Annotated in this window: 21 protein-coding genes, 2 tRNA genes and 1 other annotated feature; of the genes, 4 read left to right on the top strand and 19 right to left on the bottom strand. The window is 39.3% G+C overall.

The window, feature by feature from the left end:
• Positions 1-323: 323 nt before the first annotated feature.
• Genes ACYX4O_RS00115 through ACYX4O_RS00105 form a run of 3 tightly spaced genes read right to left on the bottom strand, consistent with a single transcriptional unit; the run spans position 324 to position 3,015 of the window.
• On the bottom strand, positions 324-515 hold the full coding sequence (locus tag ACYX4O_RS00115; protein ID WP_476353628.1) for a twin-arginine translocase TatA/TatE family subunit: 192 nt from the start codon (positions 513-515) through the stop codon (positions 324-326).
• A 25-nt stretch (positions 516-540) separates the two neighbouring features.
• A complete protein-coding gene (locus ACYX4O_RS00110) occupies positions 541-2,253 on the bottom strand; it encodes a GMC family oxidoreductase (protein WP_476353626.1) in 1,713 nt (570 codons plus the stop codon).
• Positions 2,254-2,268: 15 nt separating this feature from the next.
• Positions 2,269-3,015: a gluconate 2-dehydrogenase subunit 3 family protein gene (locus tag ACYX4O_RS00105; protein WP_476353624.1), complete on the bottom strand. Its 747-nt coding sequence runs from the start codon at positions 3,013-3,015 to the stop codon at positions 2,269-2,271.
• Positions 3,016-3,188: 173 nt separating this feature from the next.
• On the opposite strand from ACYX4O_RS00105, the gene ACYX4O_RS00100 reads away from it, so the two are divergent.
• Positions 3,189-3,788, top strand: coding sequence for a hypothetical protein (locus ACYX4O_RS00100; RefSeq protein WP_476353622.1), 600 nt, complete (start codon positions 3,189-3,191; stop codon positions 3,786-3,788).
• Here ACYX4O_RS00100 and ACYX4O_RS00095 read toward each other — a convergent pair whose 3' ends face one another.
• A complete protein-coding gene (locus ACYX4O_RS00095) occupies positions 3,789-4,301 on the bottom strand; it encodes a site-2 protease family protein (RefSeq protein WP_476353620.1) in 513 nt (170 codons plus the stop codon).
• A gap of 140 nt (positions 4,302-4,441) precedes the next feature.
• Positions 4,442-4,514, bottom strand: a tRNA-Arg gene (locus ACYX4O_RS00090).
• 211 nt (positions 4,515-4,725) lie between these two features.
• Between ACYX4O_RS00090 and ACYX4O_RS00085 the strand changes: the two genes are divergently transcribed.
• Both ACYX4O_RS00085 and ACYX4O_RS00080 read left to right on the top strand, forming a co-directional pair.
• Positions 4,726-5,364 (top strand): deoxynucleoside kinase, encoded by a 639-nt coding sequence (locus ACYX4O_RS00085; RefSeq protein WP_476353618.1) that lies wholly within the window; start codon positions 4,726-4,728, stop codon positions 5,362-5,364.
• Positions 5,364-6,044 (top strand): deoxynucleoside kinase, encoded by a 681-nt coding sequence (locus ACYX4O_RS00080; RefSeq protein ID WP_036780606.1) that lies wholly within the window; start codon positions 5,364-5,366, stop codon positions 6,042-6,044. Before ACYX4O_RS00085 ends, ACYX4O_RS00080 begins: the two co-directional genes overlap by 1 nt.
• 280 nt (positions 6,045-6,324) lie before the next feature.
• Here the strand turns inward: ACYX4O_RS00080 and ACYX4O_RS00075 are convergent.
• From ACYX4O_RS00075 to guaB, 6 genes are all read right to left on the bottom strand, one after another.
• A tRNA-Ser gene (locus ACYX4O_RS00075) sits at positions 6,325-6,417 on the bottom strand.
• Positions 6,418-6,691: 274 nt separating this feature from the next.
• Positions 6,692-7,966: a serine--tRNA ligase gene (gene serS / locus ACYX4O_RS00070; protein WP_476353616.1), complete on the bottom strand. Its 1,275-nt coding sequence runs from the start codon at positions 7,964-7,966 to the stop codon at positions 6,692-6,694.
• Positions 7,967-8,027: 61 nt separating this feature from the next.
• Positions 8,028-8,253 (bottom strand) — a binding site (T-box leader).
• Positions 8,254-8,291: 38 nt separating this feature from the next.
• Complete coding sequence (gene pdxT / locus ACYX4O_RS00065; RefSeq protein ID WP_476353614.1) at positions 8,292-8,882, bottom strand: pyridoxal 5'-phosphate synthase glutaminase subunit PdxT; 591 nt, start codon at positions 8,880-8,882, stop codon at positions 8,292-8,294.
• Positions 8,883-8,903: 21 nt separating this feature from the next.
• Positions 8,904-9,788 carry a pyridoxal 5'-phosphate synthase lyase subunit PdxS gene (gene pdxS, locus ACYX4O_RS00060; RefSeq protein ID WP_476353612.1) on the bottom strand — a complete coding sequence of 295 codons (885 nt, stop codon included), beginning with the start codon at positions 9,786-9,788 and terminating at the stop codon, positions 8,904-8,906.
• A 106-nt stretch (positions 9,789-9,894) separates the two neighbouring features.
• Positions 9,895-11,196, bottom strand: a complete 1,302-nt coding sequence (locus ACYX4O_RS00055; protein WP_476353610.1) for a serine hydrolase — start codon at positions 11,194-11,196, stop codon at positions 9,895-9,897.
• 322 nt (positions 11,197-11,518) lie between these two features.
• A complete protein-coding gene (gene guaB / locus ACYX4O_RS00050) occupies positions 11,519-12,988 on the bottom strand; it encodes an IMP dehydrogenase (protein WP_476353608.1) in 1,470 nt (489 codons plus the stop codon).
• 136 nt (positions 12,989-13,124) lie between these two features.
• Between guaB and ACYX4O_RS00045 the strand changes: the two genes are divergently transcribed.
• The gene (locus tag ACYX4O_RS00045; protein WP_476353606.1) at positions 13,125-14,087 is read left to right on the top strand and encodes a YaaC family protein; all 963 of its coding nucleotides are present in this window, start codon (positions 13,125-13,127) and stop codon (positions 14,085-14,087) included.
• Between the two features lie 33 nt (positions 14,088-14,120).
• Here ACYX4O_RS00045 and ACYX4O_RS00040 read toward each other — a convergent pair whose 3' ends face one another.
• The 8 genes from ACYX4O_RS00040 to dnaA all read right to left on the bottom strand — a co-directional run bounded on the left by ACYX4O_RS00040 (position 14,121) and on the right by dnaA (position 24,401).
• The gene (locus ACYX4O_RS00040) at positions 14,121-15,209 is read right to left on the bottom strand and encodes an HD-GYP domain-containing protein (protein WP_476353604.1); all 1,089 of its coding nucleotides are present in this window, start codon (positions 15,207-15,209) and stop codon (positions 14,121-14,123) included.
• 78 nt (positions 15,210-15,287) lie between these two features.
• Positions 15,288-17,828: a DNA gyrase subunit A gene (gene gyrA, locus ACYX4O_RS00035; RefSeq protein WP_476353602.1), complete on the bottom strand. Its 2,541-nt coding sequence runs from the start codon at positions 17,826-17,828 to the stop codon at positions 15,288-15,290.
• A 149-nt stretch (positions 17,829-17,977) separates the two neighbouring features.
• Positions 17,978-19,900: a DNA topoisomerase (ATP-hydrolyzing) subunit B gene (gene gyrB / locus ACYX4O_RS00030; protein ID WP_476357220.1), complete on the bottom strand. Its 1,923-nt coding sequence runs from the start codon at positions 19,898-19,900 to the stop codon at positions 17,978-17,980.
• A gap of 56 nt (positions 19,901-19,956) precedes the next feature.
• On the bottom strand, positions 19,957-20,229 hold the full coding sequence (remB, locus tag ACYX4O_RS00025) for an extracellular matrix regulator RemB (RefSeq protein WP_476353600.1): 273 nt from the start codon (positions 20,227-20,229) through the stop codon (positions 19,957-19,959).
• Between the two features lie 9 nt (positions 20,230-20,238).
• Positions 20,239-21,357 (bottom strand): DNA replication/repair protein RecF, encoded by a 1,119-nt coding sequence (gene recF, locus ACYX4O_RS00020; protein ID WP_476353598.1) that lies wholly within the window; start codon positions 21,355-21,357, stop codon positions 20,239-20,241.
• Positions 21,358-21,386: 29 nt separating this feature from the next.
• The gene (yaaA, locus tag ACYX4O_RS00015) at positions 21,387-21,608 is read right to left on the bottom strand and encodes a S4 domain-containing protein YaaA (RefSeq protein ID WP_188651053.1); all 222 of its coding nucleotides are present in this window, start codon (positions 21,606-21,608) and stop codon (positions 21,387-21,389) included.
• 113 nt (positions 21,609-21,721) lie between these two features.
• A complete protein-coding gene (gene dnaN / locus ACYX4O_RS00010) occupies positions 21,722-22,864 on the bottom strand; it encodes a DNA polymerase III subunit beta (protein ID WP_476353596.1) in 1,143 nt (380 codons plus the stop codon).
• A 184-nt stretch (positions 22,865-23,048) separates the two neighbouring features.
• On the bottom strand, positions 23,049-24,401 hold the full coding sequence (gene dnaA / locus ACYX4O_RS00005) for a chromosomal replication initiator protein DnaA (protein WP_476353594.1): 1,353 nt from the start codon (positions 24,399-24,401) through the stop codon (positions 23,049-23,051).

Genomic DNA, 24,401 nt, shown 5'->3' with positions numbered 1-24,401 from the left:
AGCTGCCGGAAGTGGCGTTTAGCCACTGCAGGTAGATTGCTTATCACGCTAGGCCCTCCCCGCCGGAGCTGGACATCAGAAAAGCGCAGGCGACTGTTCAGCTTAATAGGAAGTGGCAGAAGGCCACTGGAGTTAGCTTGCTTATGACGCTAGGGGCTAGGAGCCGGAGCTAGACACTAGAAAAGCACAGGCGGGGCGCCCAGGGTTGAATCGGAAGCTCGACTAAAATCGCCACGTCAATAGCCAACGTCGAGCGACCCCACATCCTGTGGGGCCGGAGCTAGACACAAAAAAGCCAAGTACAAAAAGTACTTGGCTTTTTACTATTCTTTTTTAGGTTCCTTCACTGCTTTAGGCTCTTCATCATCATCTAATAATTCCCTCGTAGATTGCTTAAATTCAGCTAAGGTTTTCCCAAAGGCTGCACCAATCTCTGGTAGCTTCTTTGGACCAAATAAGATGAGGGATAGAATTAAAATTAGCACTAAACCCGGGATTCCGATTTGAGGAAGCATAAGGCTTCACTCCTTCTGTTTAAAATTAAACGAGAGAACCACCATTTTTACGATATTTTTTAATACCTTCAGCAGCACGATAAGCTAGTGCGCCAACTGTATCCGTCGGGTTCACACCACCATTATGAGCAAAGGCTGAAGCTCCTACAACAAATAAGTTATCAGCATTCCAATGCTGTAAGTAGCTATTTACAACAGAGCTATTTGGATCTGCCCCCATAATGGCTCCACCTGTATTATGTGTCGTTTGGTAAGGTACAATACTGTAATCTGTTAATTCAGGGTTTGGAACTGTTTTAGAAGCTCCCATTTTCTCTGAGATTTCTGCTGTTTTTTTAGTAATATATTTTTGAAGCTTCTTATCCTGATCGGTAAAGTTATAGGTCATGCGCAACAACGGAAGTCCATATGCATCTTTGTACGTCGGATCAAGATCTAAGAAGTTCTCCTTATAAGGTAGAGATGCACCCTGTGACCCGATCGTTAATGTACGGGTATAATACTTAATTGAGTTGCTTTTAAACTCTTTCCCCCACCTTGGAGTATCCGGAGGAGTTGGGTTGTTGGCAATAGGGCGTTTCCCAGTTTGAGTAATGGAAATAACGCCTCCATGAATGAAATCCAAATCAGAATGGTCAAAGTTATCCCCATAGAAATCATTGATAGAAGTACCAAGTGCACCGGCTCCCATAAAGGTATTAAATTGTTCTTCTTCATAAAAACCTGTAGCTCCAGGAAGGATTTGATAGCAATAACTGCGACCTACGACGCCTTGGCCCGTTTTAGGATCATATTTTTGACCTATATCAGACATCAATAAGAATTTCACATTATTCATAACGTAAGACGTGAGGGCAACGACTTCAGCAGGTTGGATAAATTCCTCGCCACTTTGAACGTCTACATACTTAACCCCGGTAACCTTACTTCCATCATAAATAACTTCAGTTACGTTGGAATGGTAACGGATTTCATAGTTTCCAGATTCCTTCGCAGCTGGAATAACCGAGATCACCGGATCCGACTTAGCTCCATATTCACACCCGAAACGCTCACAGAATGCACAATACTGACATGCATTAATTTGCATACCATACTGATTTTTATAGGGTTCAGAAAGGTTAGCTGAAGGAATTCTATAAGGCTTGTACCCTAACTCCTTTGTAGCTTCTGCAAACTTATCAAGTGAACGGGTACTTTTCATAGGTGGTGTTGGATAAGGGTTACTCCGTTTACCTGCCATAGGATTCTCTTCACCTGATATTCCACAGGCTTTCTCAAATTGATCATAGTAGGGCTCCAACTCATCGTATGTAATGCCCCAATCCTGTACAAAGTAGCCGTCTTTAATTTTTCCTTTTCCATACTTTTTCTCTGTCATCGATTTAATTTCGAAATCATACGGGAAGAAGCGGTACGTTTGCCCGTTCCAGTGCACACCCGCTCCGCCAAGGTTTTCCCCCAACAGAAACGAACCTAATTGACGCATAGGCAGAGCACGTTGTTTGCGATTATTTCGAAACGTAAGTGTTTCTTTTGAAGTATCTTGCATCAATTCATATCGGAGTGCATAACGTAACTCATCGTGCCCGTGCAAGTAATCCTCTGTTGATCGTTCTTTCCCTCGTTCAAGCCCCACTACTTTCATACCATCTTTAGCTAGTTCAGCTGCTAAAATACCGCCTGTCCAACCTACTCCTACTGTCACTACATCCACTTTTGGCAACGTCTTTGCCATATGATCTCCGCCTTTCTATTTATTCAACATAGAATGCAAACTTTGCGGCTCTATATCTTCGAATTTATCGCTCTCAATTTTACCGATATAAGACATTTGGGCTCCTGGGAACTGTTTCATCTTCCAACCTTCCATATTGCGATTACCACTGTACATTGGATCTGCGTAAACTCCTTCAATAGTAGCTGCACGCATAAGTTCAAAGAACTCAGCAGAAGTTGTTCCCGTCATCTTCACCTCATCATTTTCAAAAGCTGTTAAGATCTCGTCTTGTTCTTCCGCACTTAACTCTTGAAAACTCTTCTCGTAATCAGATTGACTCTTTTCTTTTAATTTCTTAATTCCCATACGGAAGATCTCACCACGATTCATACGAGACTGATATCCTTGAGTGGGTTCACCTTTATAGAAAGGCCCCTGCATATATTCTTTAGTATTATTGCCCCACGGACCTGCGAGTTGATGATCAATAAAGAATGGAACTCCTAGCTTAATAGCTCCTGGACCATTCTCATCCTCTGGAAATACTCTCTCACAGCTAGAAGCTAGCACTCGAAAGTCATCACGATTTGTGAAGAACATAAAGGCATCATTAAATTGATCTTCACTTCCACCATTTGATTGATTTTTAGTTTTCGGGTCATCTTCCATAACTTGCATTGTAATTAAACTAGCAATTAACCCTCCACCGACTACACCACCTGCTGCATAACCACTTTTCTTTAAAAAGTCCCGGCGACTATACTTCTCTTGCTCGCTCATGTGTAGGCCTCCCTTACATATTTTGTCTCTAGTATCCCTCTAGAAAAAACGGTTATACTTTCCAACACAAAAAAGATGCTTAAAATTATTAAGCACCAAGAAAAATATGTTAAAATTTTCTATGTTAGATAACTGTTCATATAATAGAGAGAAGGCCAGAGGGGGGAGTTTAATTGAAGGCTATGATCGGGCAAGATACAAAGCCCATTAAGGTTGGTATGATTGTTATATTTGTTATTGGAAGCTTTTTCTTTCCACTTTTTTTAGTGATTTTCTTCCAAGATATCTTTTTCTTTTCTAGAGATCATATCTACTTCCAACCATTGCTGTCTGCTTATGTATTATTCTTTATAGCCTCGATGTTAATGGCCGGGACGATGCTTTTAGATTTACTTTACAACTCAAGAAGAGAACACAAGAATTTAAAGCCTAGGCCATGGATGTTTTTCTTAGGGGTTCCTGCTGTTATCTTCACTTGCATATTAGGGATAAATAGTTACTTCTATTTTGATCCTAAAGGTCTACATTTTAATGAAGCATTCACGTTAGAACGGACAGATATGGAATGGTCAGATATAAAAGAAGTTGTTAAAGTCACCACCCGCGAGAACAACACAGTAACATTGAAAGAACACGAGTTTATCGGAAAAGATGGCTCTCATTTTACCGTTCAAAATGATAGAGATTTCTTCGATTACAGAAACAAGATATATGCGTACATAGAAGCGGCAGGCGTACCTATGAGAACAGTCTTTGTTGAACCAGAAGAATAGTTAACAGTTTACATCCTCTTCTGCCCACTGCTCCTTCTGAAATGTGGCTCTTTTTCCATCTCTCAACATCTCAAATACAACTAGCCCATTGCTTGGTTGTCCATCCGGATAACGCATAGGGATCGCATCGAACATAACAAAATAAATGGAATAATACACAAAAAGATTCCAAAACTTCTGTCCTTCAATCAGATCATAATAAATCAGTGCATTAACTCCTATGGCTGCCATAATGTTAAAAATCATCGGACCAGCGTATACGAGGATATAATGGATACGCGAGTTCTTTTCAAGGCGTTCAAACTGACACCAGCTATAGAAGAAGTAATACTTTCGAAAGCACAGTCTTCCAATTTGCAATATGGGTTTACCGCAACCAATATCTAACGTTTGATTTCTCGCTTTAAAAAGCACCGCAAAGAATAAGTGCCCAATCTCATGAATCATGGACACTATGGGTAGTATAATAAATATTGAAACCATCAGATATAAAATATCGTACAACCCAAACATTCTAATTGCCTCCCCATGCGGTAAAAGTAGTCATGTGGGTTGAATTCCTTTTCAAAGAAGAAGTTAAACTAGGAACACTATCCTAAAATAGGAAATATAAAGAAAAAGCTGTCCAAGTTGGACAGCTTTTTTGTATGAGATGACCCCGGCAGGATTCGAACCTGCGACACAAGGTTTAGGAAACCTATGCTCTATCCCCTGAGCTACGGAGCCATAAGAATATATAATCTATTATATAGAAAAGTTAGGGTTTTGAAAAGTTTCAGTTTTCAGCTCAATACATGGTATATAAGGAAATCGCGCAACCTACATATGGAATGAATTTTAGAGGTAATGACCGTTACTTACGCCGGGTGATTATGATAAAATGTAGTTTGTCTGTCTGAACGTATAGAGTAATACTGTTGGCGAAGGAGGAGGAGAGATGGGGAATACTCCCTTTATTGCAGTAGAAGGACCAATTGGGGTAGGAAAAACATCATTAGCTCAAAAATTGGCTTCCCAATTTGAATATACACTGTTGAAAGAAATCGTAGAAGAAAATCCATTCTTAGGTAAATTCTATGACAACATTGAAGAGTGGAGTTTTCAAACAGAAATGTTCTTCCTGTGTAATCGATTTAAACAACTAGAAGATATTGAAACGTATTATTTGAATCAGAACAAACCTGTTATTTCTGATTATCACATTTCTAAGAACTTAATCTTTGCTGAAAGAACGTTAAAAGAAGATCAATACAATAAGTATGTTCAAATATACGATATTCTTACTAATGATATGCCACGACCAAATATGATCATTTATTTACACGCTAGCCTGGATAAGCTGCTCGAACGTATTAGAATGCGAGGGCGTGAGGTGGAACAAAATATTCAAGCGAGTTATTTAGAGCAGTTACTCCGAGATTATGATTTATTTATGGAGAAATTCGAACGTGAGCACCCAGATATACCAGTGATCCGCTTCAACGGAGATAATCTCGATTTTGTTAAGCACCAGGATGATTTAGATTATATGATTCAAACAATAGAGAATCACTTTAAAAAAGGGGAAGTTATATAATGAATGCACGCAACCAATATGGCATTCCACATGACGCCGTCATTACCATTGCGGGCACCGTCGGCGTTGGAAAGTCCACGATGACAAACGCTCTAGCCAGTGCCTTAAATTTTCGAACGTCATTTGAGAAGGTAGACACCAATCCATATTTGGATAAGTTTTACAATGACTTTGAACGTTGGAGTTTTCATTTACAAATATATTTCTTAGCTGAACGATTTAAAGAACAGAAGAAAATTTTCGAATATGGCGGTGGCTTCATACAGGACCGCTCGATTTATGAAGACACGGGCATATTCGCTAAAATGCACTATGAAAAAGGTACAATGAATGAAGTAGACTATAATACGTATACAAACTTGTTTGATGCTATGGTCATGACACCTTACTTTCCACATCCGGACCTTCTCATATACCTAGAAGGTTCATTTGATGATGTAGTAGGCCGTATTAAAGAACGGGGACGTCCTATGGAGCAACAAACTCCTGTGGAATACTGGGAAGAAATGTTCGGTCGTTATGAGAACTGGATCGATAACTTCAATGCATGCCCTGTGCTGCGGCTTAATATTGCAGATTATGACGTTGTAAATGATGAGAATTCCATTGAACCTATCTTAGAAAAGATCGGTCATTTCATCCAACAATCCCGTAAATGGCGCTCTCGCCAACTAACGTAAAAAAAGTGTGAGCTTTTCCTTTAGATAGGAAAGCTCACACTTTTTTTATGACCTTTGAGATCTGCAGATCCGTTACTTTAAAAGCGCTTGGTCTAGATAAAGGACTACCGTTCTCTACACAAAAGCAGCTCTTAACATTCCCTCATGCTAAGAGGCTGCTACCTTACGCTTGACCAAGAATATTATAATAGACCATCAAAAAAACCTCAGTGATTACTCACTGAGGTTTATCTATATCGTTTGTGATTTTTCAATCTCCAATTTTTACGCGCATAAAAAATGGCGGAGGAGGAGGGATTCGAACCCCCGCGGGGCGTTAACCCCCTGGCGGTTTTCAAGACCGCTCCCTTCAGCCGAACTTGGGTACTCCTCCGTGTTGGCGACAATTAATAATATAACATTATATGTTATTAAAGTCAACGATTTTCAACAATTTTTTTATAAAATGTTGAATGATGTCGATTGCACTGAAATGTGCTCGAAACAACAACAAAAATAATTCTACCTGAATTAAGGAAATAATACAAGGACTTTATTAAAATTTTTAATAGAAATATGAATCACCTCTCTATTGAAAAAAAGAGAGAGGCTTAGATTATAAGCCTCTCTCTGATAACAGGTGCGATTCTTAACCATATACATACAGTTTATTGAATAACGTCTTTACCACCCATGTAAGGACGAAGTACGTCCGGAACTACTACGGAACCATCTTCTTGCTGGTAATTCTCCAATATTGCTGCTACTGTGCGTCCAAGAGCTAGTCCAGAACCGTTTAGTGTATGCACAAATTCAGGCTTTCCTTTTTGATCACGACGGAAACGAATGCCTGCACGACGTGCCTGGAAATCTCCAAAATTAGAACATGATGAGATTTCACGATACGTATTATAACTAGGTAGCCAAACCTCGATGTCATATTTCTTTGCTGCAGTAAAGCCAAGGTCGCCTGTACACATGTCCATGACACGATACGGTAGGTTCAATAGCTGCAGAACCTTCTCGGCATGACCTGTTAGCTGCTCAAGTGCATCATATGACTCTTCAGGTTTCACAAATTGCACAAGCTCTACTTTATTAAATTGATGCTGGCGAATTAAACCACGCGTGTCACGACCAGCAGAACCCGCTTCAGAACGGAAACAAGCACTGAATGCCACATATTTACGAGGTAGGTCTTCAATAGACAAGATTTCTTCACGATGATAGTTCGTAACAGGAACTTCTGCTGTAGGGGCTAAGAAATAGTCCCAGTCCTCTACTTTAAAAGCATCCTCTTCAAATTTAGGAAGTTGCCCTGTACCTGTCATGCTTGTGCGATTAATCATGTATGGAGGTAGCATTTCCTCATAATCATGCTCTTCTGCATGTAGGTCCATCATAAAGCTCATTAGAGCACGCTCTAAGCGGGCGCCCAACTTTTTATAGAAAGTAAACCGACTCCCTGTTACTTTAGATGCTCGCTCAAAGTCTAAAATGTCTAATTGATCCGCCACGTCCCAGTGTGCTTTAGGCTCAAACGAAAATTCAGGAAGTTCTCCCCACTCACGAGCAACTTGGTTATCGTCCTCATCGCTTCCAACTGGTACGCTTTCGTGAGGAATATTTGGAATGGAAAGAAGAAGTGTTTCCAGACGTTCTTCTACTTCCTTTAGTTCTGTATCTAATTCTTTAATACGTTCCCCTACTTCACGCATTTCTGTAATTAGATGATCTGCATCTTTCTTTTCCTTCTTTAATGCAGAAATATCTTTAGATACCTCATTACGCTTTGCCTTTAGTTCTTCCGTTTCGCGAATTAACTCACGACGACGCTCATCAAGTTCCCCAAATGTATCTAAATCTGAAAGGTCTTCCCCACGATTTTGAAGTTTACTTTTTACTTCATCAAAATTGGTACGTAAGTATTTTAAATCTAACATGTTATTTCCTCCTTATAGATGTATACTGCATACAAAAAAACTCCCGCCCCTTAATCAATCGATTAGGGACGAGAGTTTGTATATTCCCGCGATGCCACCCTTATTGAAGGTATAAATCACCTTCCGGCTTACTTTCTAGTAACGATGCGTCAGCACCGGATATGCTTACTTATCCTTTCGGCATATCTGCTCAAGGATGGATTGGCAACGCTCCTTCACTGGTTTTCACCCACCACCAGCTCTCTGGACAAGGCCACGTTGTTACTACTTCCTATCATCACGTTTCGTATATTTGTTGTTATGAAGAAGAATAGCGAATTTCTTACTAAGATGCAAGTGTTTTCTTCGATTCTTCCACCATTTTTACAAAATGGTGGGTTAAGCGATGGTCATCTGTCAACTCCGGATGAAAAGCGCACGCGAGATAATGACCGTCCTGAGCCGCAACGATTTTATCACCTTGCTTGGCTAGAACTTCTGCTTCCTCGCCCACTTCTACAATATATGGTGCCCGGATAAAAACAGCTTCATACTCCTTCGCAACGCCCTTAATATCTATGAACGCCTCAAAACTCTCTCTTTGGCGTCCAAACGCATTTCGTTCGACCATTATGTTCATTAAACCAAGGTGCGTTTGATCTTGTCCCTGAATTTTTTCGGCTAATAAAATTAAGCCAGCGCATGTTCCAAAGATCGGCTTTCCACTTCTTCCAAACTGTTGTAAAGGCTCAAAAAAGTCATATTTATCGATTAAACGGCGCATGGTTGTGCTCTCTCCGCCGGGTAGGATTAAACCATCAATATCATTGAGTTGAGATATGCGCTTCACAATTACAGCTTGAGCTCCGCTTGCTTCTATTGAACGTACGTGCTCACGAACAGCTCCTTGTAAACCTAAAACACCAATTACAGTCATGATGCATTCCCCTTTTATCAATTACATGCTGCGATCTTGCATTCGATCGGAAGGTTGAAGCGTAGACATCTCCATCCCTTTCATAGCAGTTCCAAGACCTTTAGAAAGCTCTCCAATTCGTTTATAGTCATCGTAGTGAGTTGTTGCTTCTACTATGGCACGAGCAAATTTTTCTGGATTGTTGGATTTGAAGATACCAGAACCAACGAACACACCATCTGCACCTAGTTGCATCATTAAAGCTGCATCAGCAGGTGTTGCGATACCACCAGCAGCGAAGTTCACAACAGGAAGACGTCCTTCTTCTTTAATCTGAAGAAGAAGTTCATAAGGTGCTCCAATATTTTTAGCATAAGTCATTAGCTCATCTTCATTCATGCTGATAACTTGGCGAATTTGAGATTGAACTTCACGCATGTGACGAACGGCTTCGACGATATTACCTGTTCCAGGTTCACCTTTTGTACGAAGCATAGATGCTCCCTCACCAATACGGCGAGTTGCTTCACCAAGATTACGGCAGCCACAAACAAATGGTACAGTATAATCATTCTTCTTAATATGAAATACTTCATCTGCTGGTGTTAATACTTCGCTCTCATCAATATAGTCCACGCCCATAGACTCTAATACACGAGCTTCTACCACATGGCCAATACGAGCCTTTGCCATTACCGGGATCGATACAGCGTTCATTACCTCTTCAACGATAGTTGGGTCAGCCATACGGGCTACTCCGCCAGCTGCGCGGATATCTGCCGGTACACGCTCAAGTGCCATAACTGCAACAGCGCCAGCTTCTTCTGCAATCTTAGCTTGCTCTGCATTGACAACGTCCATAATGACGCCACCTTTTTGCATTTCTGCCATACCTCTTTTAACACGATCTGTACCAGTTCTTGACATGTTTATTCCTCCTGCTCCGAATGTGCATCATAGTTATTAAAAGAACTAAACTCTTCTAAAAATATTGTATAACAAACCACTCTAAAAGCCTACAAATTTACTAGTTTTAGAACCAACCTTTTACAGTGTCCACTACGCTTGTGAAAATATCAGCAAAGAAACCTGTAATAGCTCCGATCATGAGCATAAACCAATTGGATTTTTCTACTTTATCTGTTGTTACAAGATCAACACTTTCGTTCTGTTCTCCATCGGCAGTAATATACCCATTATTGTTTTCACTATTCACCAATGTAACAGAACCTACTTTTTGCCCTTTTTCAATAGGAGCCGTTAATTCACCCTTATCGTTTAAAGCAGATTGATCAAGTTTGTACTCTACACTATATTGATCCTCTGTACCTTTTTCAATCATGGTCGTAAGGGGCGCATTTGAAGCAATTTGAACCGTATCTTCTTTCCCTTTTGTTACAGGGACTGTCTTGTTATCTTCAATTTGATATCCCTTAGGATATAGTTCTTTCTTTTCAAATTGGTTGAAACCATAGTCCATTAGTTTTCTCGTTTCTTCAAAACGAGCTTCCTTGCTATCGGTTTTCATAACTACTGAAATTAATCGTTGACCGTCTCTTTCAGCAGTTCCTGTAAAGCAGTATCCTGCTAAGTCCGTCCATCCTGTCTTCAATCCGTCCATGCCATCGTATCCATATTGGGATAAGTACCCAGGCATCTCAGGAAGCATCCAGTTTAAGTTCTCAATTCGATCTCCTTCGAACTCGGTAGTCGTCATACTAGAGACTTCAAGAGCATCTGGGTGATCGTTAATTAAACGGTAGGCTAACAATGCTGCAGAACGAGCTGACATTAGGTTGTCGGCATCTGGGTCCGTCCCTTTTGGAACATTTTCACCTAAGTCTGTGTTGGACAATCCCGTTGAGTTAACAAACGTTGCGTCTGGGAGTCCCAACTCGTCTGCCTTATCATTCATCATTTTAACAAAGTCGCCTTCTGAACCTGCCACAAGTTCTGCTAACGCAATCGTCGTTGCATTATCAGAATTAATCGCCATTGCTTCATAAAGCTCCCTGACTGTATAATCCTTATTCTGCTTTAACCCAACACCAGAGAAAGCCGGGTCAGCTGAAATGCTGTATGGATAGTCGGTAATCTGCGTCGTCGTATCCCAGCTAATCTTTCCTTCTTTAATGGCTTCTAATACTAAGTATTCGGTCATCATTTTTGTCATACTTGCGGGTGGTAATGCTACATCTGCGTCTTTCTCAAATAGTATTTTACCAGTTTCCGCGTCTACTAGAATGGCTGTTTTAGCTTGCACATCTACAGCTGCCGAAGTTGTAATCGGTTTCGTTAGCATAGAAGTAAATGATACAAGTACCATTATTAGCATGATAAAGGGTACTTTTAATCTAGTTTTCAACGTCCTTCAACCTCCAAAAAGATAGTTTACATATGACGCTATTTTATCATAGGACGACTTAATAGAGAAACAGACTTTCCGCCCGTTATGGCGGAATCTGGCTACTATACGTCATATGTTTGAACAAGCATTCCTTACCCATTCACTTTAGACCAAGGTATATGTAATAGGAATCATCTAGTTAAGTAATGATAAAACTAGGGGGAATTTATTAAAAGAATGAAGCTCAGATTATTATAATCTGAGCTTCATTCACTACATATGCTCCTTATCATTGTATTCCAAGACTTGATCAGACAGAGTAGTTAGGAGCTTCTTTTGTAATTTGAACATCATGAGGGTGGCTTTCCCGTAATCCTGCATTGGTAATTCGCGTAAAGCGTGAATTCTGACGGAATGCTGTTAAATCAGAAGTTCCACAGTAACCCATGCTTGAGCGTAAACCACCAATTAATTGATGGACTGTGTCAGCGAGTGGTCCCTTATATGGTACTCGTCCTTCTATACCTTCTGGTACTAATTTATTGGCTTCTGAGGATTCTTGGAAATATCGGTCTTTAGATCCTGACTTCATAGCATCTACTGAGCCCATACCACGATAAACCTTAAACTGACGTCCTTGGAAAATGACTGTTTCTCCAGGGCTCTCTGATACACCAGCAAACATACTACCAATCATAACAGCATGTGCACCAGCAGCAAGAGCTTTAGCTATATCTCCTGAATACTTGATGCCACCATCTGCAATAACAGGTACACCATGTTGCTTAGCTTCTAATGCGCATTCGTATACAGCAGAGATCTGAGGAACACCTACACCTGCAACTACACGTGTGGTGCAAATAGAACCTGGTCCAATTCCGACTTTAATAATATTTGCCCCAGCTTCAATTAAATCGCGCGTTGCTTCTGGAGTGCCTACGTTTCCTGCAACAATATTTAAATGAGGGTAAAGGTTACGAACAGAAGTTACTTGATCAATAACACCTTGAGAGTGACCGTGCGCTGTATCAATTACAATCATATCAACTCCGGCATCAACCAGTTTCTGAATGCGAGTATCACTATCTGCGGTGACTCCTACTGCAGCACCAGCTAATAAGCGACCAAATTCATCTTTAGCTGAGTTTGGAAACTCGATGACTTTTTCGATATCTTTAATTGTAATGAGTCCCTTTAGTACGCGATTATCGTCTACTAATGGTAGTTTTTCTATTTTATAAGTTTGAAGAATCTTTTCAGCCTCATCTAAAGTTGTCCCAACTGAAGCTGTAACAAGATTATCACTTGTCATAACTTCGGAGATCTGAATAGAGTAATCTTGAATAAATCGCAGGTCTCTGTTTGTAATAATTCCTGTTAATTGTTGCTCTTGTTCGTTATTCACAATCGGAACACCGGATATACGATACTTACCCATTAGATACTCAGCATCGTAAACTTGATGTTCAGGTGTTAGAAAGAAGGGATTTGAAATAACGCCACTTTCACTTCGCTTTACACGGTCAACTTGTTCAGCTTGTTCTTCAATGGACATATTTTTGTGAATGACACCAATTCCACCTTGGCGAGCCATTGCAATAGCCATTTCTGCTTCTGTCACCGTATCCATACCTGCACTCATTAGTGGTATGTTAAGCTTCAAGGTGGAAGACAACTCCGTTTTCACTTCAACATTCCTTGGAAGAACATCAGATTTCCCTGGTATTAAAAGCACATCATCAAAGGTCAAACTTTCTTTAGCAAACTTATCTTCACGCATTGATTACCCTCCTGACAAGTATTCATGTTTTCTGCTCATTAGGACAAACTAAAACCTATAAGTTGTTATATTGTAGATTACAATACGTTATTAAAAGGGGATTTTCAACTGTTTTTAAGAAAGTGAGGTCTCTATATTGAATATCCGAAATATTCTGTCCATTTATACAAAACTTCAATCTTCTCCACTTTCACAGCAATACTTACAAAAATGTTATGAAAGTCTCGACGTCGACGCTGAACGTAAGAGCTATGATAATACGTATCGACTGATCTATTACTTAGAGCATGGCCAGACCTTTTATAAGCAGGCAGAACAGTCTCCATTATCAGTCCAGCCTATCCTTTACTTTTATGGGATGGCGCAGTTCCTTAAAGCAGCCATTTTAACAAAGCGCCCAGATTATCCAGAATCCACAAGCGTACTAGCACATGGCGTTACGAGCAGAAAAAGAAAAAAGCAAAATTACTCATTTCTACAAGACGAGGTAAAAATACAGAATAAAGGGCTTTTCTCATACGTTTCAGAGCATATGTTTCACATGGAACATTTTCCTAAAGAAAAATTTACTATGGATGAGCTGCTGAGAAGAATCCCTGAGATGAAAGAGACCTATGGTTTTTTAGATACTCCCGCTAACGGTTATCATATAGGACAAAAAGAAGGCAGAGTACTTACAATACCAATATCAATCCTTGATGATTATCATTGGAGTGAGAATTATTTCAAACAGCATATCCATTCCATTCTCCCGGAGTGTGAAGAAATAAAAATAGAACAAAATTCTATAAAGGTCTTTTTAACATCGCCTATCGCTGCTATTCACAATCCTTACCTATACGTTAACCATGAGGATGAACAATTGTTTATTCCAAATCAACGATCGTTACAATACCCATTACCTGAACTGCTTTCTCACTACTTAATTTTATATAACCTAAGTATGCTTTCTCGCTATGAAACAGAATGGTGGGGGGACATTCTCCATTCATACACGAGTGAAGATCTTGTTTATATTCGTACTTTCTTAGAGATTAGTAAAACGAAAATACCTTGGTTAATAGCGGATTTCCTCGCTTCTCATGTCACTAAAAACTAACGTCACCCACTTCAATGAATGGGTGACGTTTATTTATGAAATAATCTCTTCAATATAAAGATCTCGGTAGTACTTCAAATGGATAATTTCATCACTATGATGCAAACGAATCATAGGTCTGGTGGGGTGTTTAGATTCTATAAATACAATCTCAGCCATTTGGTTATCAGACAATCGCACTTTCATCCCTGATGAGAGGCTTGTCATACTTTGTACAAGCGTTTGAATAATTGTAGGATCAAATTTACCAAACTGTTGCTGTAATAATTCTTCTAAAACCTTAAATGGAGATTGTTTAGATCTATAAACCCTTTCTGATGTCATGGCATGGTATAGATCTGCTACAGCAATAATTTTACCGAATGTATGCAACTTACCGCTTGAAACCCCTAAAGGATACCCGCTTCCATCTAATCGCTCATGATGTTGCAGAACTCCAAGTCTAACCTCATTTTTTAGAGCAGGAACTTTTTCGACTAATCTATAAGAAAGGGTTGGATGCTTTTTCACTTCATTGTATTCATAGGAAGTTAAGGGGCCTTTTTTTGATGTGATTTTCTCATTAATTTTAGACATTCCACAGTCGCTTAAGAAACCAGCGATCCCAACTTGAATTTGATCACCTTTTGAATAGTGAAGCTGCTCAGCTAGAAGGGCTGATAGTAAGGCAACAGCTACAGCATGATGGTAAAAGTAGTCATCCTTGCTCGTATAATGGTGTAGTGAGTAAACTTCGTTTTTATAATCGGAAACTTGTTCAATAAGGGGTACGATCACTTGTCGAACAGCACTAATATCAATTCCAAGTCCTGACTGCCATTGGTGAAACATTTTTTTATAGGAATGCACTGCATACAAATACTGATCTTTAAAATCTGGGGCTGTCATTTCTTGAACAGTCACATGTTCTTCAGGCTCTTTTTGAACTTTATGAGGTAAAAATGGCTTCCCGTTTGACAGTTTCTGTCCTACCTCGACTTCTTCAATTAAAAACTTATGTAAAATTGTAATATGAATGGGCTTTACAACAGTATTTTTCGGTACAATTGGGCTATTTGTCTTTCCCATAACATCACTCATAACAATACAACCAGGAGTCAGCTGTCCAGGGTGTATACGCATGCTTTTCCCCTCCCATTTGGACATTTAAAGTATTTAATGTAAGAAAAAGGAGATGTTTGTACATCTCCTTTTCTTTGACTACTCTTCTTCTGATGTTGGATTTTCTTCGATGATTTCTTCTTGCTCAGTAGGTAATTGCTCATGATCCTCGGCTTGTTCACTAGGTTCTTCGAGCGTATCTTCTTGCTCTTCAGTTTGGATCCGTGCTACTGTCGCTACTTCTTCACCCTCTTGAAGGCGAATTAGACGTACACCTTGTGTGTTACGACCGGTCTGGGAGATACTTTCTACAGCCATTCTAATTAGCACACCTGCTTCTGTGATAATCATAACGTCTTCTTCCCCCGTCACAGCTTTAACAGCTACAACTTCTCCATTTTTCTCTGTAATATTGCAAGTACGAATACCTTTACCACCGCGTCCAGTAATACGATACTCGTCTGCCGGTGTTCGTTTTCCGAAACCTTTAGTCGTTACGTTGAGAACCTGAAGGCCGTCTTCGATGATTTCCATTGAAACAACTTCATCATCTTCACGTAAGGAAATTCCCTTAACTCCGGCCGCTGTACGTCCCATAGTTCGAACATCTTCTTCTGGGAAACGAATGAGGTAACCGCCTTTAGTACCAATCATAATGTGTTTATCGCCATCAGTCATACGAACTGAAATGAGCTCGTCATCTTCTCTTAAATTCAAGGCAATTAGTCCACCACGACGAATATTAGCAAAAGCAGAAAGTGTGGTACGCTTAGATACCCCTTGTTTAGTGGTGAAGAATAGATACCAATCGTCCGCAAAGTCTTCGACGGAAATAACAGCATTAATCCACTCATCTTTTTCAATTTCTAGCATGTTGATGATTGGGATCCCTTTAGCTGTACGACTGAATTCAGGTACTTCATACCCTTTTGCCCGGTATACTTTCCCCTTATTTGAGAAGAACAGTAACGTATTGTGGGTTGAAGTTGAAAGGAGGTGCTCAACGAAATCATTTTCGTTTGTCCCCATACTTTGAACTCCACGTCCGCCACGTCTTTGAGAACGATACGTAGTTGCAGGAAGGCGTTTAATATACCCTTGATGAGTCAATGTAACAATGACTGTTTCTTCAGGAATCAGGTCCTCATCTTCAATAAAGTCTGTTCCTCCTGCTATAATCTCAGTACGGCGTTCATCAGTGAAGCGTTCTTTTACCTCAGTTAATTCTTCTCGTATAATCTCAAGAACCTTTTCATCGTCAGCTAAAATGGCTTTCAGTTCAGCAATCAGCTGCACAAGTTCTTCATATTCTTTTTCAATTTTATCGCGCTCTAATCCAGTTAGGCGTTGCAAACGCATGTCTAAGATTGCCTGAGCCTGCTTTTCAGAAAGCTCAAATTTCGTCATTAGATTTTCACGTGCAATGTCTGTTGTTTCTGATTCACGAATTAACGCAATGATTTCATCAATATGATCTAGTGCAATGCGAAGACCCTCTAAAATATGAGCGCGCGCTTCTGCTTTACGCAGCTCATACTCTGTTCGGCGACGAATGACGACCTTTTGGTGTTCTAAGTAATGCTCTAAGCATTGCTTTAGATTTAAAACTTTAGGCTGTCCATCTACTAGTGCAAGCATATTAATTCCAAAGGATGTTTGAAGGGCAGTTTGTTTATATAAGTTATTTAAAACTACGTTAGGATTCACATCTTTACGAAGCTCAATAACCACACGCATCCCTTCACGGTCAGATTCATCTCGTAAATCTGTAATTCCTTCTATTTTCTTATCTCGTACTAGTTCTGCTACTTTTTCCACTAGTTTGGCTTTATTAACCTGGAAAGGAAGCTCTGAAACTAGAAGACGGGATTTCCCGTTTTTCATTTCCTCGATGTCTACTTTCGCACGGATGGTAATAGAACCTTTCCCTGTCTCATAAGCTTTTCTAATCCCACTTCTGCCTAAAATTTGACCAGATGTAGGAAAGTCAGGACCGTAAATATGTTCTGACATAAGCTCATCGATTGTAATTTCACTATTGCGGCTTACAGCCAATACACCATCAATTACTTCACCTAAGTGATGGGGAGGAATATTGGTAGCCATTCCAACAGCAATACCACTTGCTCCATTGACAAGCAAGTTCGGGAAACGAGCAGGAAGCACAATAGGCTCCTTTTCAGTACCGTCATAGTTATCCGCGTAATCAATGGTATCTTTATTAATATCTCGTAAAAGCTCCATTGAAATCTTTGACATTCTGGCTTCTGTATAACGCATCGCTGCTGCTGCATCTCCATCAACAGAACCAAAGTTACCATGACCATCTACTAACATAGCACGGTAGTTAAAATCTTGCGCCATACGGACCATGGAGTCGTAAACGGCAGAATCACCATGTGGGTGGTACTTACCAATAACGTCTCCTACAATACGTGCAGACTTTTTATACGCTTTATCTGCATGCATGCCTAAGTCATGCATTGCATATAGAATACGTCGGTGTACAGGCTTTAACCCATCTCTTACGTCTGGTAAAGCACGGGAAACAATAACACTCATTGCGTAATCCATAAAGGATGTACGCATTTCTTGGCTAATATTGATTTCTTTTACGTTCGGGCGTTGTTGATCCGCCATCGTGATACCTCCTATTCAATGAGGAAAAAGAGATCTTTAATATCTCTTGGAGTTCATTCAACTGGTTCTCATATTTCATGTTAAGCTTACAAGCCGAACCACCTTGAAAAAGGGTTCGGCTTGTATGTTGTTCTAAGCTGTTATTTATTTTAAACGTCTAAATTCTTCACGTACTGGGCATTATCTTGAATAAAGTTACGACGAGGTTCTACTTTATCTCCCATTAATATCTCAAATACTTCATCAGCTTCCATTGCATCCTGCAAGCTAACCTGAAGCATTGTACGCGTTTCAGGATCCATTGTCGTTTCCCACAATTGTTCAGAGTTCATCTCGCCTAGACCCTTGTAGCGTTGTAAGCTAGGCTTAGGCTGTTTCGATAACTGGGCCAATGTAGCTTCCATCTCTTTTTCATTAAAGGCATAATGAATAGCTTTTCCTTGCTGAATTTTATATAGAGGTGGTTGAGCTATATAAATATATCCGTATTCGAGGAGTGGGCGCATGTAGCGATAGAAGAACGTTAATAGAAGCGTTCTAATATGCGCACCGTCAACATCCGCATCTGTCATAATAACAATCTTATGGTATCTTGCTTTAGAAATATCAAACTCTTCGCCAATACCAGTGCCGAGCGCTGTAATAATGGAACGAACCTCATTGTTTGATAAGATCTTATCTAAACGAGCTTTTTCAACGTTAATAATTTTACCTCGAAGAGGAAGGATAGCTTGGTAATGACGATCTCGTCCCTGTTTGGCAGATCCTCCTGCTGAGTCACCCTCTACCACATATAATTCACTGATTTTTGCATCCTTAGAAGAACAATCAGCTAACTTACCTGGTAAATTAGATATTTCTAATGCACTTTTACGTCTTGTTAATTCACGTGCCTTCTTGGCCGCTGAACGTGCTCTTGAAGCCATTAAGCCCTTTTCAACAATCATTTTCGCTGAGTCAGGGTTTTCAAATAAAAACTTAGAGAAGTACTCATTGAAGATATTATCCGTCACTGTACGAGCTTCACTATTCCCTAGTTTCGTCTTTGTTTGTCCCTCAAATTGAGGATCTGGGTGTTTAATGGAAATAATAGCTGTGAGACCTTCACGAACATCATCACCTGTTAAATTGGGATCATTCTCTTTGAACATTTGATTTCGGCGAGCATAATCATTTATAGCTCTTGTAAGCGCGGTTTTAAAACCTGATTCATGCGTACCACCCTCATAGGTATTGATGTTATTGGCAAAGGAGTAAATGTTACTTACAAAGCCATCGTTATACTGTAAGGCAACTTCTACACTAATTTCTTCACTTTCATTCTCAACATAGAAAGGCTCATGCAATCCTTCACGTGTTCGGTTTAAATGCTCCACATATGAAACAATTCCACCTTCGTAAAGAAAATCTTTCGCCTCTTGTTCTTCATTACGTTTGTCATCAATCGTAATGCGAATCCCTTTATTTAAAAACGCTAACTCACGAAGACGGTTCGCTAACGTATCAAAGTTATATTCTTTTGTTTCATTGAAAATCTCGTCATCAGGCATAAAATGAATACGTGTACCTGTTACATCTGTTTCGCCAATGACTTTAAGATCTTCTTGCGGTACTCCACGACGATACTGTTGGTAGTGAATTTTGCCATCTAAGTGCACATATACTTCCAAGCTGCTAGACAGAGCATTTACTACAGATGCACCAACCCCATGAAGACCACCTGAAACCTTATAACCGCCACCGCCGAATTTACCTCCTGCGTGTAGCACCGTTAAAATTACCTCAACCGCTGGACGATTCGCTTTTTTATGCATACCAACAGGAATTCCACGTCCGTTGTCTGTTACGGTAATACTGTTATCTTTCTCGATTGTTACAGTAATGTGATCGCAATACCCAGCTAGCGCTTCATCAATACTGTTATCAACAATTTCCCACACAAGGTGATGAAGTCCTTTTTCATTTGTAGAACCAATATACATTCCTGGACGCTTACGAACAGCTTCTAATCCTTCAAGCACCTGAATCTGACTTTCATCATACGCTTGTTGGTTTGGTAGATTTTCTTCCATCATCAGTCATTCACCTACATTTCTTTCCCTAGGTTATATTCTTTCGTTCCCATGGATCATTCTGCAAAGTCTTCGATATTGTTCAATGTTGAAGTCATGTTGGCACGTTTCTTAAGAGTAAAGACAGAAAGTGGACTGAAGTAAATATAGTCTTTCGTTACGACAATTGACTTTGCCTCTGCATTTGGAGATTCAAAGACTCTTTGGTTCAGTCGCTGATTCTGAATCATTTCTTCAACAATAGAAGACGAATTCAGCAACTCATAGTCAATTATCGAAATAACGTCTCCTGATTCAATGACATGATCTTCACCAATATGAATAAACAAAGTTCCACCTCAATTCGGCCTAGTTACGCTACCTTCTTGAACGTAAAAAACGTCCGCTTTTCGTAGTGTTTCGTGCTCAATGCCATCCACGCTCGTTGTAGATACAAACGTTTGGACTTTTCCTTGAATGGTATGCAATAGATGGGATTGTCTATAATCATCTAATTCACTTAAAACATCATCTAACAGCAAAATTGGGTATTCTCCAACTTCACTATGGATCAACTCAATTTCAGCAAGTTTTAGAGAAAGAGCTGTTGTCCGTTGCTGACCCTGAGAACCATAAGTTTGAACGTCTTTACCATTTACATAAAAAATTAAATCATCACGGTGCGGACCAATTAAAGTAGTACCTCGCTCTAATTCCCGCTTTTCAATATCTTGAAATTTATCTTGAAATACCCTTACAAGCATAGACAAATCCATATCTTTTGATACTTCTGCTGTAGGATTATACTCAATTTCAAGCTTTTCTAGCTGTCGACTAATTCCTTCATGTATTGGCATGGCCCAATCTCTGAGGAGACTTAAAAACTTAAATCGTCTTTGAACAATTGTTGCAGCGTGCTCTACAAGTTGGTCCGTTAAGATTCTCAACATCGTTAAATCAGGATTTTGCTTGCGCTGGTATTCCTTCAATAAATGATTTCGTTGCTTTAAAATCTTTTGATACTGTCCCAAATGATAAATATAAGCAGGCTGAATCTGTCCAATTTCCATGTCTATAAAACGACGACGAACCTGAGGATTCCCTTTTACAAGGTTTAGATCTTCAGGTGCAAACATGACAATATTTAATGCGCCTATATAATCGCTTAATCGTTTTTGCTCGAGATGGTTAAGCTTTGCCTTTTTCCCTTTTGTAGACGTTACAATCTCTAAAGGAAAATGCCGCTTCCGCTTAAACACACTCCCTTTAATTTTAGCATATTCTTGGTCCCACATGATAAGTTCTTTATCACGTGGGGTTCGATGGGATTTCGCAAAAGCCAAAACGTATATAGCTTCCATAAGGTTTGTTTTACCTTGAGCATTCTCACCGATAATAACGTTTACCTTATCATCGAACGTTATATCTAAATGCTCATAATTACGGTAGTGTTTTAAAGTTAGTTGTTCTAAATGCATAGGGAGTCCCCTTCAACTTAATTGGGAAATTAAGATTCTGATACAACCTTAAAGGTACCTACACCTTCAACTTCTACAAGATCTCCAAAAGATAATTTTTTACCACGACGATCTTCTCTTTCTCCATTAACAAAAACTGGGTACTCAGACAAAAACCATTTTGCCATTCCACCAGTTTCAATGACGTTTGCAATCTGTAAAAATTTCCCTAAAGGAATCATATCAGTTTCTATTTCAATTGATTCATACATGTATTTTTCACCCTAATTCCAGACTTGACCTTCTACCTATTTTACTAAAGATTTGTCCATAAGAAAAGCAAGGGATGACATCCCTTGCTTTTTATTTCTAAAATCAATAGAAATTAGTAAGTTCTAACCGGTAAAATCAATTGCAATATTTGATCATTTTCATTCGGGCGAATTAAAAATGGGCGCATAGCTCCAGTAAATTGAATATTTACTTTTTCACAGTCGACTACTTTCAGTGCATCCATCATATATTTTGCACTAAAGGAGATCTTAAGATCTTCCCCTTCTAAAGATTCAGCTGTTACTTCTTCCACAACATTACCTACCTCAGGAGAATTACTTGTAATTTCCACTCGATTATTTTCTTTGGTTGAAAGTTTAACCACACTATTACGATTCTCTTTAGCTAAGAGAGAAGCACGGTCAATGGATTGTAGTAACTCTTTAGTATCAATGTAAACCGTTGTTTTTACTTCATCTGGAATTAAGCGTGATGTTTCAGGATAATTGCCATCCAATAAGCGTGAAAGGAAATAAAGGTGCTTCGTACGGAATAAAATTTGATTCTCTGTAACACTAATTTCTATGGTTTCTTGTGAATCATCAAGAATTTTATTAAGTTCTGTCAAACTCTTACCCGGTATGACAACATTTTCAAATGATAATGGCTGAATATTATTCCCCATAGGGATTTTCCTTGAAGCAAGACGATGACTATCTGTAGCAATAAAGTAAAGGTCATCACTTTCCACCTTCATGTTTACACCTGTCAAGATGGGTCGTGTTTCTGAGGTGGACACTGCGAAAACAGTTTGTCGAATTAAGTCTTTTAATAAATCAATGGGAACTTCAAAACTTTGGTTCGTTTGAATTTGCGGTAAATGTGGGTATTCTTCTGCGTCTTGGCCATTTAAGTGAAATTCCGCACTACCTGATCGAATGTTTACGTTAAAGTGATCATCTACTTCTATTTCAACTGTTTGTTGAGGTAACTTTTTTACGATATCTGGGAAATACTTAGCTTGTAAAACAATGCTACCAGGTTCGATGTTTTCAACTAGTACGATCCCATCTTCCTCTACTGGAATAAAGGACTCAATGGTTACATCAGAGTCGCTTCCTGTCAGTTTAACTCCGTATTCTGTCGCTTCTACTTTCATTCCTGTAAGAATAGGAATAGTCGTTCTAGAAGAGATGGCTTTCATAACATCTTGGACGCTATTCATTAATTGATCGCGTTGTATTGTAAATCTCATGAATCAAATCCTCCTAAATGGAATTCCATTAGTTATATTTATATTATAAAAAAGGTCGTAGTAGTCGTAAGGGCTGTGAATATGTGCATAAGTGTAACTGAACCCATGAAACTGGGGTTATTCACATGTGGATAGATTGTGTGTAACTTCAAGAACAACTTATAAGACTATCCACAGCTCATTTTTACGATTTTAGTGTTTCTTTTAACTCTTCTAAGTCTTTTTGTAGTTGTTGATCTTGGCTAAGCATCTTAGAAATTTTCTCATGAGCATGAATCACTGTCGTATGATCACGCCCTCCAAACTCTTCACCAATTTTAGGTAGTGAGTAATCAGTCATTTCCCTTGATAGGTACATGGCGATTTGTCTTGGATAAGCTATTGTTTTGGTTCGCTTTTTAGCTGCAAAGTCATCTAGTTTAATACTGTACTTTTCAGCTACAACTTCTTGTATAGACTGAATTGTAATTATTTTTGGCTTAGAGCTTGGAATAATGTCTTTCAAAGCTTCAGCTGCTAATGAAGCATCAATATCTCGATTAATGAGAGAAGAGTACGCTACAACACGTATGAGAGCTCCTTCTAATTCCCGGATATTTGTATCTATTTGATTCGCAATATAAAGCATTACCTCATTTGGAATATCTAGACCTTCTGCTTTGGCCTTTTTACGCAAAATAGCGATACGTGTTTCTAAATCTGGCGGGGTAATATCAGTAATGAGTCCCCATTCAAATCGAGAACGCAAACGGTCCTCTAAAGTCGGAATCTCTTTAGGTGGTCGGTCACTAGATATGACAATTTGTTTGTTTTCTTCATGAAGTGTATTAAAAGTGTGGAAGAATTCCTCTTGTGTTTGTTCTTTTCCAGCTAGGAATTGAATATCATCGATTAGTAGCACGTCTACATTCCGGTACTTGTTACGAAAGTTAACTGCTTTATTGTCTCTAATAGAATTAATGAATTCATTTGTGAATTTCTCTGAAGAAAGATAAACGACTTTGGCTGAAGGGTTATGATCAAGAACATAATGACCAATAGCATGCATTAAGTGTGTTTTTCCTAACCCCACACCTCCATAAATAAACAGTGGATTATATGCTTTAGCTGGTGCTTCAGCTACAGCTAATGAGGCCGCATGGGCAAAGCGATTCCCTGAACCAATTACGAAAGTGTCAAAAGTATATTTAGAATTGAGCATACTTTGAGGAGATTCCTCTTGCTCATTTTGCTGCATATTTTGCACTTGTTTCATCGCTGGTTTCACATCATCAGGAGTTACATCTTTAGCCTCTGGAATAATAAACTTCGTTTGCAGTTGAGCTCCTGTAACTTCAAATAAAGCATCAGATATTAGTTTAGAATAGCGACTTTCGAGCCAATCTCTAGCAAATTCATTGGGTGCCACGATTATGAGTGTATCATCTTTAAGAGAGTCAGCTTTTGTACTTTTTAACCATGTCTCAAAGCTGGGTTTACTTATCTTTTCTTCTATTTTCGCGAGCGTATTATCCCAAAGCTCGTTGATATTTTCCAA

Source organism: Pontibacillus sp. ABV4_188 (assembly GCF_056311905.1).
Note: the sequence above shows the minus strand (reverse complement) of the source record. Positions and strands in the feature narration are given on the sequence as shown.

Coding starts and splice junctions, on each gene's coding strand:
- ACYX4O_RS00115 (WP_476353628.1), bottom strand. CDS start 515: ATGCTTCCTCAAATCGGAATCCCGGGTTTAGTGCTAATTTTAATTCTA.
- ACYX4O_RS00110 (WP_476353626.1), bottom strand. CDS start 2,253: ATGGCAAAGACGTTGCCAAAAGTGGATGTAGTGACAGTAGGAGTAGGT.
- ACYX4O_RS00105 (WP_476353624.1), bottom strand. CDS start 3,015: ATGAGCGAGCAAGAGAAGTATAGTCGCCGGGACTTTTTAAAGAAAAGT.
- ACYX4O_RS00095 (WP_476353620.1), bottom strand. CDS start 4,301: ATGTTTGGGTTGTACGATATTTTATATCTGATGGTTTCAATATTTATT.
- ACYX4O_RS00085 (WP_476353618.1), top strand. CDS start 4,726: ATGGGGAATACTCCCTTTATTGCAGTAGAAGGACCAATTGGGGTAGGA.
- ACYX4O_RS00080 (WP_036780606.1), top strand. CDS start 5,364: ATGAATGCACGCAACCAATATGGCATTCCACATGACGCCGTCATTACC.
- serS (WP_476353616.1), bottom strand. CDS start 7,966: ATGTTAGATTTAAAATACTTACGTACCAATTTTGATGAAGTAAAAAGT.
- pdxT (WP_476353614.1), bottom strand. CDS start 8,882: ATGACTGTAATTGGTGTTTTAGGTTTACAAGGAGCTGTTCGTGAGCAC.
- pdxS (WP_476353612.1), bottom strand. CDS start 9,788: ATGTCAAGAACTGGTACAGATCGTGTTAAAAGAGGTATGGCAGAAATG.
- ACYX4O_RS00055 (WP_476353610.1), bottom strand. CDS start 11,196: ATGCTAATAATGGTACTTGTATCATTTACTTCTATGCTAACGAAACCG.
- guaB (WP_476353608.1), bottom strand. CDS start 12,988: ATGCGTGAAGATAAGTTTGCTAAAGAAAGTTTGACCTTTGATGATGTG.
- ACYX4O_RS00040 (WP_476353604.1), bottom strand. CDS start 15,209: ATGCGTATACACCCTGGACAGCTGACTCCTGGTTGTATTGTTATGAGT.
- gyrA (WP_476353602.1), bottom strand. CDS start 17,828: ATGGCGGATCAACAACGCCCGAACGTAAAAGAAATCAATATTAGCCAA.
- gyrB (WP_476357220.1), bottom strand. CDS start 19,900: ATGGAAGAAAATCTACCAAACCAACAAGCGTATGATGAAAGTCAGATT.
- recF (WP_476353598.1), bottom strand. CDS start 21,357: ATGCATTTAGAACAACTAACTTTAAAACACTACCGTAATTATGAGCAT.
- yaaA (WP_188651053.1), bottom strand. CDS start 21,608: ATGTATGAATCAATTGAAATAGAAACTGATATGATTCCTTTAGGGAAA.
- dnaN (WP_476353596.1), bottom strand. CDS start 22,864: ATGAGATTTACAATACAACGCGATCAATTAATGAATAGCGTCCAAGAT.